The organism is Luteimonas sp. Soil_C_5 (assembly GCF_057656615.1).
Genome location: NZ_JBDGKA010000004.1, coordinates 412,618 through 429,000, shown reverse-complemented (window position 1 = coordinate 429,000; position 16,383 = coordinate 412,618). Strand labels below are relative to the sequence as shown.

The following is a 16,383-nucleotide window of genomic DNA, read 5'->3' as shown; positions in this document are numbered from 1 at the left end:
TTTATACTGTCCACTGAAAACGATTTCACCGCGAGGTTTTCTTCACGATGCAATCCCGTCTGCGTTCCATCCAGCTCTTCGTCTTCATCCTGCTCGGCGCGCTGGTGCTCGCTGGTTGCGGCAGACAGGAGCCGGCCGAACCCGCCGTGCCGGCGCCCAAGCCAGGCCCGATCGCGCAGGTGCCCGAACCCGAGCCGGAGCCCGAAGTGACCGGTCCGCCAGAGCTGCCGCCGCTGTTCGCCGATATCGAGCGACGCACGTTCCAGTTCTTCTGGGACACGACCAATGAAGTCAACGGCCTGACGCCGGACCGCTTCCCGTCGCGTCCGTTCTCCAGCGTGGCGGCCGTCGGTTATGCGCTGACCGCGTATCCGATCGGCATCGAACGCGGCTGGGTGAGCCGGACCCAGGCGGTGGATCGCACGCTGACCACGCTGCGTTTCTTCCGCGACGTGCGCATGGGACCACAGGCCACCGGCACCGGCGGCCATCAGGGTTTCTTCTATCACTTCATCGACATGGACAACGGCCACCGCTACGAGCCGTGGGTGGAGCTGTCGAGCGTCGATACCGGTCTGATGATGATGGGCGTGCTGTTCGCGCAGTCGTACTACGACCGTGACGATCCGCGCGAGGCCGAGATCCGCAAGCTTGCCGACCAGCTGTACCGCAATGTGCGCTGGCCGTTCCTGCAGCAGCGCAAGCCGCTGATCTCGATGGGCTGGTATCCCGAGAGCGGTTTCATCGAGCACGACTGGACGGGCTACGACGAGGCGATGCTGGTCTACATCCTGGCGCTGGGTTCGCCCACGCATCCGGTGGAGCCTGATGCCTGGGAGGTCTGGACGCGTTCGTACGACAAGAGCTGGGGCGTGTTCCGCGGCCAGGAATACCTGAGTTTCGCGCCGCACTTCGGCCACCAGTACACGCACGTCTGGGTGGACTTCCGCGGCATCCGCGACGATTACATGCGCCGCCGCGGCATCGACTATTTCGAGAACAGCCGCCGCGCGACGTATGCGCAGCGCCAGTACGCGATCGACAATCCGATGGCCTGGAAGGAATACGGCGAGAACGTCTGGGGCCTCACCGCCAGCGACGGGCCGCAGCGCACCTCGCAGGACTACAACGGCGAGCAGCGCGAGTTCCGTCACTACAGCGCCCGCGGTGCGGGTCTCGATGTCGCGTTCGACGACGGCACGATCGCCCCGACCGCGGCGGTCGCCTCGGTCGCCTTCGCGCCGGAGCTGGTGATCCCGGCCACGGAGGAGATGCATCGCCGCTTCGGTGACTTCCTGTATTCGAGCTACGGCTTCCTCGATTCCTTCAATCCCAGCTTCACCTACGAGGACGTGCCGCTGAAGACGGGGCGCCTGATTCCGGGTCGCGGCTGGGTGGCAAGCGATTACATCGCGATCGACCAGGGGCCGATCCTGGCGATGATCGCGAACTACCGGAACAATTTCGTCTGGGATGTCATGAAGAAGAATCCGTACATCCGCAGCGGGCTGGAGCGCGCCGGCTTCACCGGTGGCTGGCTGGCGGGCGAGGACGGCCCGCAGGATTCCGGTCCTGCAGACGTGGACGGCGCCACTGCGCGTTCGATGGGCATCGCCGAATCGCGCGCCGCCAACCAGACCCGCGACACCGATGCGCGCGCGCCCGCACCTGCGCCGGCGCGCGCGTCCGATCCAGTGCCGGTGGAGTAACCGGTGACCACAGCCCGCCCGCATCGAGGTGCCCGCCGTGTGTCTGCGGCGGCGCGCGTTGCGTGCGCGGTGCTGGCGCTGCTGATCCTGGTGGCCTGCGCGCGTCGCGGCGACGACACCGTCATCCGCTTCTGGGCGATGGGCCGCGAGGCCGAAGTGGTCGCCGAACTGGTCCGCGAGTTCGAGCAGGACAACCCGGGCATCCGCGTCGAGATCCAGCAGATTCCCTGGACCTCGGCGCACGAGAAGCTGTTGACCGCATTCGCGGCCGACGCCTTGCCCGACATCTGCCAGCTGGGCAATACCTGGGTGCCGGAATTCGCGGTGCTCGGCGCGCTCGAGCCCCTGCAGTCGCGCGTCGATGCCTCACCGGTCATCGACGTGTCCGACTATTTCCCAGGCATCTGGAATACCAACGTCATCGACGACACCCTGCTCGGGGTGCCGTGGTACGTCGACACGCGGCTGATCTTCTACCGCCGCGACATCCTGGCGGCCGCGGGTGTCGAGACGCTGCCGACGACGTGGGCCGAGTGGGAAGCCGCGATGGCCGCGGTCAAGCGCCATGTCGGGCCCTCGCGCTACGCAGTGATGCTGCCGCTCAACGAATTCGAGCAGCTGCTGTCGTTCGGCCTGCAGGCGGGTGATCCACTGCTGCGCGACGATGACGGTCGCGGGAATTTCTCCAGCCCCGGCTTCCAGCGGGCGCTGGGCTTCTACACCAACATGTTCGAGCAGGGCTGGGCCCCGCGCATGTCCGAGACCCAGATCTCCAACGTCTGGGACGAATTCGGCCGCGGCTTCTTCTCGTTCTACGTGTCCGGTCCCTGGAACATCCGCGAGTTCCGCAACCGCATGCCGGCCGAGCTGCAGGACCAGTGGGGCACCGCGCCGCTGCCCGGGCCCGACGGACTGGGCGCGGGCATCGCCGGCGGCACGTCGTTGGTGATGTTCCGCGATTCGCCCAACAAAGAGGCGAGCTGGAAGCTGATGGAGTTCCTGTCGCGTCCTGACATCCAGCAGCGCTTCCACGCGATGATCGGCAACCTGCCGCCGCGGCGCAGCACCTGGGAGTTTCCGCAGTTGCGCGAGGATCCCTACGCACAGGCCTTCCGCGACCAGCTCGAGCGCGTGCAGCCCACGCCGCAGGTGCTGGAATGGGAGCGCATCGTGCAGGAAATGCGCCTGGCCAGCGAACGCGTGGTCCGCGGCGGCATGCCGCAGGCGCAGGCGCTGCGCGAACTCGACACGCGCGTCGACACCCTGCTGGAGAAGCGGCGCTGGGTGCGCGAGCAGGAGGCTGCAGCGGAGGCGCCAGTGGGCGCGGCTTCCGAGACCGCTGCGTCACGCACGCCTGCGCGCCCGCACGCGCAGAACGGAGCCCGCCATGCGCTCTAGTACCGCGGGCTGGATCTTCGCCGGCCCCGCATTGATCGTGCTGGGCGTGTTCTTCGCGATTCCGGTCGCATCGGCCTTGCTGCTCAGCCTCACGGATTTCGATCTCTACGCGCTGGCCGACATGTCGAACCTGCGCTTCGTCGCGCTGGGTAATTACGTCGACCTGCTGCAGACGCCGCTGTTCTGGAAGTCGCTTGGCAACACCGCGTACTTCGTGGTCATCGGCGTGCCCCTGTCGATCGCGGTGTCGCTGGGCGCAGCGCTGCTGCTCAACGCGAAGGTGGCGCGTTTCAAGGGCCTGTTCCGCACCGCGCTGTTCGCACCGGTTGTCACCACGCTGGTCGCTGTCGCGGTGATCTGGCGCTATCTGTTCCATACCAGCTATGGCCTGGTGAACTGGGCGCTGGGCCATGTCGGCATCTCGCCGGTCGACTGGCTGGGCGATCCGAACTGGGCGATGCCGACGATCATCCTGTTCGCGGTGTGGAAGAACTTCGGCTACAACATGGTGATCTTCATCGCCGGCCTCGCCGCGATTCCGGAAGACCTGTACGAGGCCGCGCGCATTGACGGCGCCTCGCGCTGGCAGCAGTTCGTGCACGTCACGCTGCCGATGCTGGGGCCGGTGCTGCTGGTGGTCGCGGTGATCACGGTGTCGGGGTACTTCCAGCTCTTCGCCGAACCCTATGTCATGACCCGCGGCGATCCGCTGCAGAGCACGGTCAGCGTGCTGTACTTCATGTACGAGGAAGGCTTCATGTGGTGGAACCTCGGCCGCGCGTCGGCGGTGGCTTTCCTGCTGTTTCTGATCATCCTCGGCGTGACCACGCTGCTGCTGCGCGCCGGCCGGCGCCGGGAGATGGTATGAGCCGCGCTGCATCCGCCGTGCACGAGGTCGGCGCGTCGCGCTGGTCGGCGTGGGCGGTCAACGGCGCGCTGGTCGCGCTGGCGATCGTCGCGCTGGCACCGCTGGCCTGGATGCTGTCGGTGTCCTTCATGCCGACCGGCGAGGCCAGCGGATTCCCGCCGCCGCTGCTGCCGTCCGCGCTGACGTTCGACAACTACCAGCAGCTGTTCGCACGCGCGGGCATGGGCCGGTATTTCGTCAACAGCCTGGTGGTCTCGGCCGCGATCACGTTCGGCGCGCTGCTGATCAACACGATGGCCGGGTACGCCTTCGCCAAGCTGCGCTTCCGCGGCCGCGAACGGCTGTTCCAGATCCTGCTCGGCGCGCTGGTGATCCCGGCCCAGGTCGCGATGCTGCCGCTCTTCCTGATGATGAAGGGTATGGGCCTGGTCAACAGTTTCGGCGCGGTGATCATCCCGGCGCTGGCAACGGTGTTCGGCATCTTCCTGGTGCGGCAGTACGCGCGCTCGATCCCGGACGAACTGCTGGAAGCCGCGCGCATCGACGGGGCCGGCGAGCTGCGGATCTTCTTCCAGATCGTGCTGCCGATGCTCAAGCCGGTGCTGGTCACGCTGACCATCTTCACCTTCATGGCCGCATGGAACGACTTCATGTGGCCGCTGATCGTGCTGACCGACCAGACCAATTACACCCTGCCGGTGGCGATTGCCGCGCTGTCGCGCGAACACATCCAGGACGTCGAGATGATGATGGCCAGCGCCGTGGTCACCGTGATTCCGGTGCTCGTGCTGTTCATCGCGCTGCAGCGCTATTACATCCAGGGATTGCTGCTCGGCAGCGTCAAGGGATGAATTCGGTGGCGCCCGCTGCATCGCCCGCGTGCCGTACACAAGCGTCACACCATGGAAGGCGGCAGTAGACCCCGGTGTGAGCGCGCGCTTGCGCGCGGGGGCATCGACCCGACGCCGCATCGCGCAAGCGCGCCGTCACATGACCCGTCACCGCTTCACCCTTGCGCCAGACCCGTCCGAACCACGGAGCCAACGCACCGCATGAAGATCCTCGACACCGGCGCACGCGCGCCTGCCGAATCCGACATGACGCTGGCTGGCGACGCCCCCGCGTCGCCCGGCCGTCACCGCGTCGCACGCGTCGCCGGCATTGCCGCACTCGTCGGTACGCTTGCCGCCTGCAATGTCTCACCCACGCCGACGGGTGATGGCGCCGCGCCGGCGGGCGAGGCCGTCCGCCTGCTCGATGGCTTCGACGATCCGTCGTTGTGGCAGGTGGTCACTTCGAACCAGGTCAGCGGCGCCCTGCGCACGGTCGACGGCGTCGATGGCGCGGCGCTCTGCTTGGACTACGATTTCAATGGCGTGTCCGGTCACGTCGGCATCCAGCGCGAACTGCCGCTGGAGTATCCGGAGAACTTCCGCTTCGGGTTCCAGCTGCGCGGCGAATCGCCCGCGAACGATCTGCAGTTCAAGCTGATCGATGCCAGCGGCGACAACGTCTGGTGGGTCAACCGGCCGAAGTACGACTACCCCGAAGACTGGACCCAGGTGCGCTATCGCACCCGGCACATCGACAAGGCCTGGGGACCGGATCCCGACAAGACGCTGCGCGCCAGCCGGAAGATCGAGTTCACCATCTACAACAACGCCGGCGGTGCGGGCTCGGTCTGCTTCGATGCGATGACCCTCGAGGCGCTGCCACCCGACGACACCTCGCCGCTGACCCTGACGCCGTCGTCCGAAAGCACACCCGAAGCGGTGGCCAATGCGACCGACGGCGATGCGGACACGGCGTGGACCACGGGCGCCGCGCCGCAGACGCTGGTGCTGGATCTGGGCTCGGTGCGCGAGTTCGGCGGCCTGCGCCTGCATTGGGCGGCGGGTCGCGAGGCATCGGCCTACGCGGTCTCGTTGTCGGATGACGGCGCCGACTGGCACGAGGTGCGCGCGGTGGTCGACGGCAATGGCGGCATCGACTGGTTGTCGCTGCCGGAATCGGAAGCCCGCTACATCGGGCTGGAATTGCGCGACGGACCAAACGACGGTTTTGCGCTGGCCGACGTTGCCGCGCATCCGGTCGCGGTCTCCGAGCATCCGAACGATTTCATCAAGGCAGTCGCCGCCGACCGTCCACGTGGCCAGTTCCCGCGCGGCTTCAGCGGCGAGCAGCCGTACTGGACGATCCTCGGCCTCGACGGCGGCACGCAGCAGGGCCTGATCGGCGAGGACGGCGCGATCGAAGTCGCGGCCGGCGGGTTCTCGATCGAGCCCTTCGTGCGCGTCGACGACACCCTGGTGACCTGGGCCGATGTCGAGGCGACGCAATCGCTGCAGGACGATTACCTGCCGATTCCCAGCGTCGACTGGCGCCATGACGCGCTGGCACTGCGCGTGACCGGCTTCGCCCACGGCACGCCGGACGCGTCGCAGCTGGTCGCGCGGTATCGCCTGACGAACACCGGCGCGCAGGCGCGCGACTACACCCTGGCGCTGGCGGTCCGGCCGCTGCAGGTCAATCCGCCGAGCCAGTTCCTCAACATCATCGGCGGCGTCAGCCCGTTGCGTGCGCTGTCGGTGACACCGGATCGCGTCAGTGTGGACGGCGCGCCGCGCGTGTTCGCGCGCGAGCCGGCGCAGGCTGCGTTCGCGACGACCTTCGATGCCGGCATGGCGATCGAACACATCGCCGCCGGTGACTTGCCGCCGACGCACGAGGTCGACGATCCGCAGGCCTTCGCGTCCGGCGCGCTGCTCTACGCGGTGCGCCTGGAACCCGGCCAGTCGCGCGAGTTCGACCTGCTGGTGCCGATGACCGGCGATGCGCCGGCAACGGCGGGCTGGAATCCCCAGGCCTGGCAGGACGTGACCGCCAATGAGTGGCGGCGCAAGCTGGGCGAGGTCGGCATCGAGGTGCCGGCCGCGGGCAAGGCGCTCGCCGACACGCTGCGCACCTCGCTCGCGCACATGCTGATCTCGCGTATCGGGCCGCGCCTGCAGCCGGGCACGCGCTCGTACGCGCGCAGCTGGATCCGCGACGGCGCGATGATTTCCGAAGGTCTGCTGCGCATGGGCCGGCCGGAAGTCGTGAAGGAATACGTCGAGTGGTACGCGCCCTACCAGTTCGACAACGGCATGGTGCCGTGCTGCGTGGACGACCGCGGCAGCGATCCGGTGCCGGAGAACGACAGCCACGGCGAACTGATCTTCAACATCGCCGAGTACTGGCGCTACACCCAGGACGACGCCTTCCTCGCAGCGATGTGGCCGCACGTGCGCGGGGCGTTCGACTACATGGAAGTGCTGCGCGCCAGCGAACGCACCGAAGAGAACCGCGCAGTCAACGCCGCGTTCTACGGGATGATGCCGGCCTCGATCAGCCACGAAGGCTATTCCGCCAAGCCGATGCATTCGTACTGGGACAACTTCTGGGCGCTGCGCGGCTACAAGGATGCGGTGGAGGTCGCCGAGGCGCTGGGCAAGACGGAAGACGTGGCCCGGATGACCGCGGCACGTGACGAGTTCCGTACCGATCTCGACGCCTCGCTGCGCGCTGCGGCGGCGTTGCACGACATCGACTTCCTGCCGGGCGCCGCCGAACTCGGAGATTTCGATGCGACCTCGACCACGATCGCACTGGCGCCGGGTGGCGAGCAGGGCCGTCTGCCCGAGCCGCTGCTGACCAATACCTTCGAGCGGTACTGGACCAAGTTCGCCGACCGTCGCGATGGCCGCGAGCCGTGGAAGGACTACACGCCTTACGAATGGCGCAACGTCGCCGCCTTCGTGCGCCTGGGCTGGCGCGAGCGTGCCAACGAGGTGCGCGAATGGTTCTTCGGCCACCGCGCGCCGCTGGCCTGGAACCAGTGGGGCGAAGTGGTCACGCCGACGCCGCGCACGCCGTTCTTCCTCGGCGACCTGCCGCATGCCTGGGTGGGTTCGGATTTCGTGCGCTCGGCGCTGGACATGTTCGCCTACGTGCGCGAAGTCGACGACAGCCTGGTGCTGGCGGCCGGTGTGCCGGCCGACTGGCTGGACGGCGAGGGCGTCGCACTGCGCGGCATGCGCACGCCGCAGGGCACGGTGGGCTACCGCCTGCGCCGCGAAGGCAACGATCTGCTGCTCGACGTCGATGCCGGCAGCGGCCTGCCGCCCGGTGGCCTGGTGCTGCAATGGCCTTACGCGAGCGTGCCGGGTGCAACGACGATCGACGGCCGCGCGACGCAGTGGAGCGGCAACGAACTGCGCATCGAACGCGCCGGTGCGCGCGTGCGGGTGGCGGGGGCGGGCTGAGGCCGGCCAGGAGGCGCAGGTGCGGCGGGCGTGTCTTGAGAAGCGTCCGTCGCACCGGTTTGAACTCATGCCGCACACCTGGCGACGGCAGGTGTCGGACTTCGCTGCCTGAGCGCTGGTCTGTGTAGAGATGCGTCGGTGTCGAGACCTTGGCGCTTGCGCGGGATGTGGATGCCCCACATCGATCGGTCGATGCGCGAGCGGAGTCGCTGGCGTCTCTATGCAGCGAGCCGTCGGCTGCGTTCGCGGGCCGTCATTCCCTGAAAGAGGGAATGCCCTGAAGGGGACGGGCGCGGCTGCGCAGGTCCGGGTCGCCCGTGCCTAAACTCCGGTGCGTCGGTGACGTCCGGAGTTTCTGGATGACCCAACGTCCGTTCGCTGACAGCCTCGTGTTCGCGGGAATGACGAAGCTGGCGTACGCGTGAAAGCGGGTCCGATCCGGGCCGAGGCCCGAAACGGATCAAGCCGCGTCGCGGACCTCGCGCACGATCGCAGCGGCACGCGCGGCTGTCTCGCGGACACGCGTCCAGTCGCCTGCAGCGATCCAGGCCTTGTCGAGCATCCACGAGCCGCCGATGCACAGCACGTTCGGCTGCGACAGGAACTCGGCCGCGTTGGATTCCGAGATGCCGCCGGTCGGGCAGAAGCGCATGTCGTGCAGCGGACCCGCGAGGCCCTTCAGCATGGCGAGACCGCCGACCGCATTGGCCGGGAACAGCTTGCAGTTGCGGAAGCCGAGGTCGTACAGCGCCATGAATTCCGTCGGCGTGCCGGCGCCCGGCACGACCGGGATGTCCGCGTCCGCCAGTGCCTGGGCCAGCGGGGCAGGCGTGCCGGGCGTCACCAGGAAATCGGCGCCGGCGTCGATCGACGCGCGGATGTTGTCGACGTTGCGGATGGTGCCGGCACCGATGACGATTTCCGGGCGCTCGCGCTTGAGCATCGCCAGTGCGTCGATCGCGACCGGCGTACGCAGCGTGAGTTCGAGCGTGTTCAAGCCACCTTCGAGCAGCGCATCGGCAATCGCGCGCGCCTCGTCGAGCGTGTGCACGGTGATCACCGGCAGCACGCCGGCGTGGCGCAGGTGTTCGGCGGCGCGCGCCTGGCGGTCCTGCATGGAAGCAATGGAAGTCATCGGGTCAGGCATCCTTCGAGTCGTGCGGCGCATCGAGCGCCGATGCATCGGCGCCGAGATCGTACTCGGCATCGTAATTCCACGCGCTGCCATCGGTCGTGGCGGGGCCACAGGAGATCGACAGCGCGCCCTGGTCGGCGGGTGAGACGTTCGCGCGGTTGAAGCCGAACAGATTGCGGCCATGGTCGGTGGGCGCGGGCGCGGTATCCGGTGCGGCTGTGCGGGCCTGCCATTCGGCCGGGTCGACCAGCGCTTCGAGCGTGCCGGCCTCGCCGTCGAGACGGATGATGTCGCCTTCGCGCACGAATGCGAGCGGCCCGCCGCGTGCGGCCTCGGGCGTCATGTGAATCGCCGCGGGAATCTTGCCCGAGGCGCCCGACAGGCGGCCGTCGGTGACCAGCGCGACGCGCCGGCCCTGGTTCTGCAGCATGCCCAGCAGCGGCGCCAGCGAATGCAGTTCCGGCATGCCGTTGGCCTTGGGGCCCTGATAGCGCACGACGGCGACGAAGTCGCGCGGCAATGCGCCGGCGGCGTGCAGGCGGTTGAGGGCCTGCGGCGCGTCGACGACGACGGCCGGTGCTTCGATGGTGCGGAACTCCGGCTTCACCGCCGACAGCTTGATCAGCGAACGGCCCAGATTGCCGCGCAGCAGACGCAGGCCGCCGTGCGCTTCGAACGGGGCGGACACCGGGCGCAGCACGCCGTCGTCACCGCTGATCGCCGGGCCGGGTTCGTAGCGGATGCGGTCGCCGTCGAGCTTGGGCTCTTCGCCGTAGCGCGCCATGCCGCCGTCGACGATCGTCGGCAGATCACCGTGCATCAGGCCGGCGTCGAGCAGTTCGCGGAACACGTAGGCGTTGCCGCCGGCCGCGTGATAGCGGTTCACGTCGGCTTCGCCGTTCGGATACACGCGCGCCAGCAGCGGCACGGCCTGCGACAGCTGGTCCATGTCGTCCCAGGTCAGCACGATGCCAGCCGCGCGCGCGACCGCGATCCAGTGGATGGTGTGGTTGGTCGAGCCGCCGGTCGCCATCAGCATCGCGACGGCGTTGACGATCGCGCGTTCGTCGATCAGCTGGCCCAGCGGGCGGTAGTCGTCGCCGAGCGCGGTGATCGACAGCGCACGTTCGACCGCTTCGCGGGTGAAGGCTTCACGCAGCGGCGTGCCCGGATTGATGAAGGCCGCGCTCGGCAGCTGCACGCCCATCGCCTCGAGCAGCGTCTGGTTGGAATTCGCGGTGCCGTAGAACGTGCAGGTGCCGGGGCCGTGATACGAATCGGATTCGACCTGCAGCAGTTCTTCGCGCGTGGCCTCGCCGGCGGCGTAGCGCTCGCGCACTTCGGCCTTGGTCTTGTTCGGGACACCCGGTGTCATCGGGCCGCCGGGAATGAAGATCGCCGGCAGATGGCCGTAGGCCAGCGCGCCGATCAGCAGGCCGGGCACGATCTTGTCGCAGATGCCCAGATACACGCTGCTGTCGAACATGTCGTGCGACAGCGCGATCGCGGTGGCCTGGGCGATGACGTCGCGCGAGAACAGCGACAGTTCCATGCCCGCGCGGCCCTGGGTCACGCCGTCGCACATCGCCGGCACGCCGCCCGCGACCTGCGCGGTATGGCCCAGCGCACGCGCGGTTTCACGGATGAATTCCGGATACGGCTCGTAAGGCTGATGCGCCGACAGCATGTCGTTGTAGGCGGTGACGATGCCGAGGTTCGCAGTCGGCCCGTTGCGCAGACGCGACTTGTCGACCGGCCCGCAGGCGGCGAAGCCGTGCGCGAGGTTGGCGCAGCTCAGGTGACCGCGCAGCGGCCCCTCGTCGCGCATGCGCGCGATGCCTTCGAGATACGCCTGCCGCGACGGCGCGCTGCGCTGGCGGATGCGTTCGGTGACGGACTGGACGACGGGATGCAGGCTCATGGGCGGCGGCGCTGAGACGGAAGGGAGGTGTCGAGCAGACACGGCGACCGCGGTCCCCGCGTCGGATGCTGCGCGCAGGGCACGCAGCGGGTGACGGTCAGGTGCGGATCACGGGCACCAGTGCACGTGCAGCGGCGCGCCGGGCAGGGTGAGTGCCAGGCGGGCAGGGAACTCGTGGACGTCGTCGCTTTCCGCCAGGCGGTCGAGCAACGCGCGTTTCTTCTCACCGCGGATCAGCAGGATCCGGGTGTGCGCGGGCGCCAGGCCCGCCGGGGTGAGGCTGATGCGGCGGCTCCACTGGCCCGCACCGGGGCAGCCGCTGGCATCGACGCCGACATAGGGCGACGTCGCGGCAAGCGCGCGATCCAGATCCTGCATACCGGGAAACAGCGAGGCGGTGTGGCCGTCGTCGCCCATGCCCAACACCACGACGCCGGCCGGCTGCTTGGCGTGCAGGTTGGCGGTGGACAGGGCCTCGTCGAACGGGCGGCCGGCGCGGGTGATCGCTTCCAGCCGCGCCTTCTGCGCCTTGTTCTGGATCAGCGTCTCGCGGATGAGGCGCGCGTTGCTGTCCGGATCCTCGGGCAGCAGCCAGCGTTCGTCGACCAGGGCGACATCGACCTTGTCCCAGTCCAGCGGCGCTTTCGACAGCGCGGCGTAGACCGGACCGGGCGTCTTGCCGCCCGACAGCAGCAGGCGCGCGCGCGGCCGCTGCTGCAGGTCGCGTGCGATCGCCGATGAAATCGCGATCGCCGCGCCCCAGGTCCACTGGGTGGCGGATTCGTAGGCGTGCAGGTGCATGCCTGCATCGTCGCCGATTCCGCCCGCGATGCCAAAGGCGGTGGCGCCGGCGCTGTTCACGCGGCGGCCTTGCGGACGGCGATTGCCGCGGCGCCGAGCAACCCGGCGTGCGGGTGGGTGACCGCGACGCTGGGCACGCGGCCCATCGTCGGCGAGAAGCGGCCCTTGTGTTCGAAGCGCTGGCGGAAGCCCGAATGGCGGATCGAATCCAGCATCTTGGGCACCAGGCCACCCGTGAGGAACACGCCGTCCCAGGCGCCGAGCGTCAGCACCAGGTCGCCAGCGATCGCACCGAACACCGCGCAGAACACGTCGACCGCGCGCGCGCAGCGCGGATCGCCGGCCAGTGCGCCGGCGGTGATGTCGGCCGGCTGCATCGGGCCCGGGTCGACGCCTGCGATCTCGCTCAGTGCGCGATGGATGTTGACCAGGCCCGGGCCGCAGATCAGACGCTCGTTCGACACGCGGCCGAACTGCGACGACAGGTGTTCGAGAATCCGCGTTTCCTCGGGCGTGCCGGGCGGAAAGCTCACGTGGCCGCCTTCGGTCTCCAGCGGGTAGTGGCGCCCGTCGCGGATCACCAGGCCGCCGACGCCGAGTCCGGTGCCCGGACCGATGACGGCGTAGGTGCAGGGGCCGTCCGGATTGGTCGGCACCGACCATGGCACGCCGCCGATCGTCGTGTAGTCGCTCGGCTGCAGCAGCGGGATCGCCATCGCCTGCGCTGCGAAATCGTTGACCAGCTCCACATCGACGAGGTCGAGCTGCTGGCGCGTACGCGGCCGCGAGATCACCCAGGGATGATTGGTGATGCGCGCTTCGTCGCCGTCGACCCGGCCCGCGACCGCGAACACCGCCCGGCCGATGTCGAGCGCGTCGTCATGCGGCGTCGTGTCGAGGTAGTGCTGGGCCGCGTCGGCCAGCGACGGGAAGTCGGCGACCGGAAAACCCAGCACGGTGTCGAGCAGCAGCGGCGTCGCACTGCGGGTATCGGCCAGTGCGAAGCGTGCGTTCGTGCCACCGATGTCGGCGAGCAGGGCGATCGGCCCCGGGGAACTCACGATTTGCGTCCATTGTGGGTGGTCAGCGTGCGCGGCAGGAAGGGCTGTGCCTCGGCCGGGCCCCAGCTGCCGGCGGGGTAATCGCGCACCGGCGTGCCGGCCTCGCGCCACGCGGCGCTGACGCTGTCGATCCAGCGCCACGCGGCCTCGACTTCATCGTCGCGCACGAACAGCGTCTGGTCGCCCTTGAGCGCATCGATCATCAGCCGCTCGTAGGCGATGCGGCGCTTGGGCGGCAGCATCGCCAGATCCAGCGACATCGGCTGCAGCTCGTTGGCGCTCCACTCGGACGCGGCGAGGCTGCCCATCAGGCCCAGTTCGATCGTCTCCTCCGGCTGCAGGCGCACGCGCAGCTGGTTGGCGCGCGCGCGCTTGCGCTCGTCGGCGCCGAACAGCCAGTGCGTGACCGGCTTGAAGGTGACGACGACCTCGGTCGTGCGTGAGGGCATGCGCTTGCCGGTGACCAGGCGGAACGGCACGCCGGCCCAGCGCCAGTTGTCGATCCACGCGCGCAGGCCGACGAAGGTTTCCACGTCGTCGTGTCCGCCCGCCTTGAAGCCCTGGACCGCCTGGCCGTCGACCACGCCGTCGCGGTAGCGGCCGCGCACGCTGTCGGCGGCAGCCGCCGCGGGTGTCATCGGGCGCAGGGCGCGCAGCACCTTGCGCTTCTCGTCGCGGATGCTGTCGGTGTCCATCGCCGCCGGCGGCTCCATCGCGATCAGTGCCAGCAGCTGCAGCATGTGGTTCTGGACCATGTCGCGCAGCGCGCCGTAATCGGCGTAATAGCCCTCGCGGCCGTCCACGCCGGCGGTCTCGGCGACGATGATGTCGACCGATTCGATCCAGCGCCGTTCCCACGTGGCTTCCAGCAGCGTATTGCCCAGACGCAGCGCGAGCAGGTTCTGTACCGGCGCCTTGCCCAGGTAATGGTCGATGCGGAAGATCCGCGACTCGTCGAGCGCGGACTTCAGCGTGGCGTCGATTTCCTGCGCGCTGGCCAGGTCGTGGCCGATCGGCTTTTCCAGCACCAGCCGCGACGGGGCCTCGAGCAGGCCGGCGGCCTTGAGCCCGCGGCAGGCCGATGCGAACAGGTTCGGCGGCGTCGACAGATAGCTGACCGCAGGGCGGTCGGCGAAGCGCGACAGGCTGGCCGCCATCGAGTCGGCGTCGGACAGATCGACCGGTACGTACTGCACGCGCCGCAGCAGCTCGTCGAGCGCCGCGCCCGCGTATTCGTCGCCCAGGCGTTCCCGCAGCCACGCCTGGAAACCGGCGTCGTCGTGCTCGCTGCGTGCGATCGCGATGACGCGGAAATTGTCGGGCAGAAGCCGGTCGCGCATGAGATGCAGCAGCGACGGGAACAGATAGCGTTGCGCCAGATCGCCCGTGGCGCCGAACAGCAGCAGAGAGTCGTGCATGGACGCCGGATTCGCCTCGGGTTCAGGATGGGGAAATCGGGAGTGTGTCGTGCGATGGACCTCGACCGCAATGCCTGATGTCGTCGGACGCGGTCCCCTGACGCGGTTTCGGCCTGCAGACCTGCGCAACGGGATCGCACGACGTATTCGACATGCAGCCGGCGGAATTCCGGCACCTTGCCCCGATCGATCACGCATGCAGCTTGAAAACGCTTACATGGCAGAATAGCCCATGCAGCCGCGTCCGTCATGACGTCGGCATCCAGTGGTTCCTGTACGCACGACATCGGGAGAAGGCATGGCCAAGGTGCGGTTCGACGCGGTGCGCAAGGTCTATCCGAACGGATACGTCGGCGTGGCCGGTGCGACGTTCGAGGTGACCGATGGCGAGCTGCTGGTGCTGGTGGGCCCGTCGGGCTGCGGCAAATCCACGCTGCTGCGCATGGTCGCGGGACTGGAGGTGATCAGCGACGGCACGCTGACCATTGGCGAGCGCGTGGTTAACGACGTGGCGCCGAAGGATCGCGACATCGCGATGGTGTTCCAGAGCTACGCGCTGTACCCGCACATGAGCGTGGCCGAGAACCTCGCGTTCGGCCTGAAGCTGCGCGGCCAGTCGAAGACCGAGATCGCCGGGCGCGTGGACGAAGCCGCGCAGGTGCTGGAACTCGACCAGGTGCTCGACCGCAAGCCGGGCCAGCTTTCGGGCGGCCAGCGCCAGCGCGTCGCGCTCGGTCGCGCGCTGGTGCGGCAGCCTCAGGTGTTCCTGCTCGACGAGCCGCTGTCCAACCTCGACGCGAAGCTGCGCGCCGGCATGCGCGTGGAGATCGCGCGGCTGCACCGCAAGCTCGGCACGACCATGATCTACGTCACCCACGACCAGATCGAGGCGATGACGCTGGGCCAGCGCATCGTCGTGCTCAAGGACGGGCACATCCAGCAGATCGACTCGCCGATGGCGCTCTACGAACGGCCGGCCAACCTGTTCGTCGCGACCTTCCTCGGCAGCCCGGCCATGAACGTGCTGCGCGGCGCGTTGGCGCAGGGCGCGGACGGCTGGACCCTCGACGCCGGCGACGGCATCACGATCGCGCTCGGCGACGCGGGATTTCCCGCCGAGTGGAACGGCCGCGCGGTCGATCTGGGGATCCGTCCCGAACATCTGTTGCCGGCGACCGAGGCCGACGCATCGCTGTCGCCGGTGGTCGAGGTGGTGGAGCCGGTCGGCAGCGAAGTCTTCGTCAACCTGCGCCTGGGCACGCATGCCCTGATCGCGCGCCTGCCACCCGACCGCGTGCCGGTGCCGGGTGAAACGCTGCCGCTGTCGATTCCGGTGGGCCGTGTGCATGCCTTCGATGTCGAGAGCGGCGAGCGCCTGGTACAGCAGGCGGGCTGAGCTTCGACGCGTCGACGGATTAGCCGGCACGCGCTCCGTTCAAACAGGGCCCGCACCTCTCCCTATGGGATAAGGCTCGCCCCGGACCGGATCCGCGGTCGACGCGCATGGCGCGTCAGGCGAGGGAATGTTTTTTGCGGGGTGAATGCCTCTTGCGGAATGTCCGGGGCGCCCGCAACGGCAGCGTCCGCCGTTGATCGTCATTCCCGCGCAGGCGGGAATCCATGGACCTCAGTCTGCCTCCCAGTCGAGCGTCTTCAGTGCATTGAGCAGGCAAGGACGTCACGGATTTCCGCCTACTCGGGAATGACGGGCCGGGTATTCCTGCCGCGTGCCTCGCCTACCGCCAGCGCCACGCCTCGCTATACTGGC

11 protein-coding genes are annotated in these 16,383 nt (G+C 68.6%); 6 read left to right on the top strand and 5 right to left on the bottom strand.

Annotation, left to right across the window (positions count from 1 at the left end):
• Positions 1-47: 47 nt before the first annotated feature.
• From AC3A5K_RS13715 to AC3A5K_RS13695, 5 genes are all read left to right on the top strand, one after another.
• Positions 48-1,709 carry a glucoamylase family protein gene (locus AC3A5K_RS13715; protein WP_487618094.1) on the top strand — a complete coding sequence of 554 codons (1,662 nt, stop codon included), beginning with the start codon at positions 48-50 and terminating at the stop codon, positions 1,707-1,709.
• Positions 1,710-1,778: 69 nt separating this feature from the next.
• A complete protein-coding gene (locus AC3A5K_RS13710) occupies positions 1,779-3,107 on the top strand; it encodes a sugar ABC transporter substrate-binding protein (RefSeq protein WP_487618220.1) in 1,329 nt (442 codons plus the stop codon).
• Positions 3,097-3,975, top strand: coding sequence for a carbohydrate ABC transporter permease (locus tag AC3A5K_RS13705; RefSeq protein WP_487618093.1), 879 nt, complete (start codon positions 3,097-3,099; stop codon positions 3,973-3,975). Before AC3A5K_RS13710 ends, AC3A5K_RS13705 begins: the two co-directional genes overlap by 11 nt.
• Positions 3,972-4,826 (top strand): carbohydrate ABC transporter permease, encoded by an 855-nt coding sequence (locus tag AC3A5K_RS13700; protein WP_487618092.1) that lies wholly within the window; start codon positions 3,972-3,974, stop codon positions 4,824-4,826. Before AC3A5K_RS13705 ends, AC3A5K_RS13700 begins: the two co-directional genes overlap by 4 nt.
• Positions 4,827-5,027: 201 nt before the next feature.
• The gene (locus AC3A5K_RS13695) at positions 5,028-8,279 is read left to right on the top strand and encodes a discoidin domain-containing protein (RefSeq protein WP_487618091.1); all 3,252 of its coding nucleotides are present in this window, start codon (positions 5,028-5,030) and stop codon (positions 8,277-8,279) included.
• A gap of 460 nt (positions 8,280-8,739) precedes the next feature.
• Here AC3A5K_RS13695 and AC3A5K_RS13690 read toward each other — a convergent pair whose 3' ends face one another.
• From AC3A5K_RS13690 to zwf, 5 genes are all read right to left on the bottom strand, one after another.
• A complete protein-coding gene (locus tag AC3A5K_RS13690; RefSeq protein WP_487618219.1) occupies positions 8,740-9,396 on the bottom strand; it encodes a bifunctional 4-hydroxy-2-oxoglutarate aldolase/2-dehydro-3-deoxy-phosphogluconate aldolase in 657 nt (218 codons plus the stop codon).
• 22 nt (positions 9,397-9,418) lie between these two features.
• Positions 9,419-11,335 (bottom strand): phosphogluconate dehydratase, encoded by a 1,917-nt coding sequence (gene edd / locus AC3A5K_RS13685; RefSeq protein WP_487618090.1) that lies wholly within the window; start codon positions 11,333-11,335, stop codon positions 9,419-9,421.
• A 108-nt stretch (positions 11,336-11,443) separates the two neighbouring features.
• Positions 11,444-12,196, bottom strand: a complete 753-nt coding sequence (gene pgl, locus AC3A5K_RS13680; protein WP_487618089.1) for a 6-phosphogluconolactonase — start codon at positions 12,194-12,196, stop codon at positions 11,444-11,446.
• Positions 12,193-13,197, bottom strand: coding sequence for a glucokinase (gene glk, locus AC3A5K_RS13675; protein ID WP_487618088.1), 1,005 nt, complete (start codon positions 13,195-13,197; stop codon positions 12,193-12,195). The genes pgl and glk overlap by 4 nt, the downstream gene beginning before the upstream one ends.
• Positions 13,194-14,615: a glucose-6-phosphate dehydrogenase gene (gene zwf / locus AC3A5K_RS13670; protein ID WP_487618087.1), complete on the bottom strand. Its 1,422-nt coding sequence runs from the start codon at positions 14,613-14,615 to the stop codon at positions 13,194-13,196. The genes glk and zwf overlap by 4 nt, the downstream gene beginning before the upstream one ends.
• A gap of 298 nt (positions 14,616-14,913) precedes the next feature.
• On the opposite strand from zwf, the gene AC3A5K_RS13665 reads away from it, so the two are divergent.
• On the top strand, positions 14,914-16,011 hold the full coding sequence (locus tag AC3A5K_RS13665; protein ID WP_487618086.1) for an ABC transporter ATP-binding protein: 1,098 nt from the start codon (positions 14,914-14,916) through the stop codon (positions 16,009-16,011).
• The last annotated feature ends 372 nt before the right edge of the window (positions 16,012-16,383 follow it).

Coding starts and splice junctions, on each gene's coding strand:
- AC3A5K_RS13695 (WP_487618091.1), top strand. CDS start 5,028: ATGAAGATCCTCGACACCGGCGCACGCGCGCCTGCCGAATCCGACATG.
- AC3A5K_RS13705 (WP_487618093.1), top strand. CDS start 3,097: ATGCGCTCTAGTACCGCGGGCTGGATCTTCGCCGGCCCCGCATTGATC.
- AC3A5K_RS13715 (WP_487618094.1), top strand. CDS start 48: ATGCAATCCCGTCTGCGTTCCATCCAGCTCTTCGTCTTCATCCTGCTC.
- AC3A5K_RS13665 (WP_487618086.1), top strand. CDS start 14,914: ATGGCCAAGGTGCGGTTCGACGCGGTGCGCAAGGTCTATCCGAACGGA.
- AC3A5K_RS13690 (WP_487618219.1), bottom strand. CDS start 9,396: ATGCAGGACCGCCAGGCGCGCGCCGCCGAACACCTGCGCCACGCCGGC.
- AC3A5K_RS13700 (WP_487618092.1), top strand. CDS start 3,972: ATGAGCCGCGCTGCATCCGCCGTGCACGAGGTCGGCGCGTCGCGCTGG.
- zwf (WP_487618087.1), bottom strand. CDS start 14,615: ATGCACGACTCTCTGCTGCTGTTCGGCGCCACGGGCGATCTGGCGCAA.
- edd (WP_487618090.1), bottom strand. CDS start 11,335: ATGAGCCTGCATCCCGTCGTCCAGTCCGTCACCGAACGCATCCGCCAG.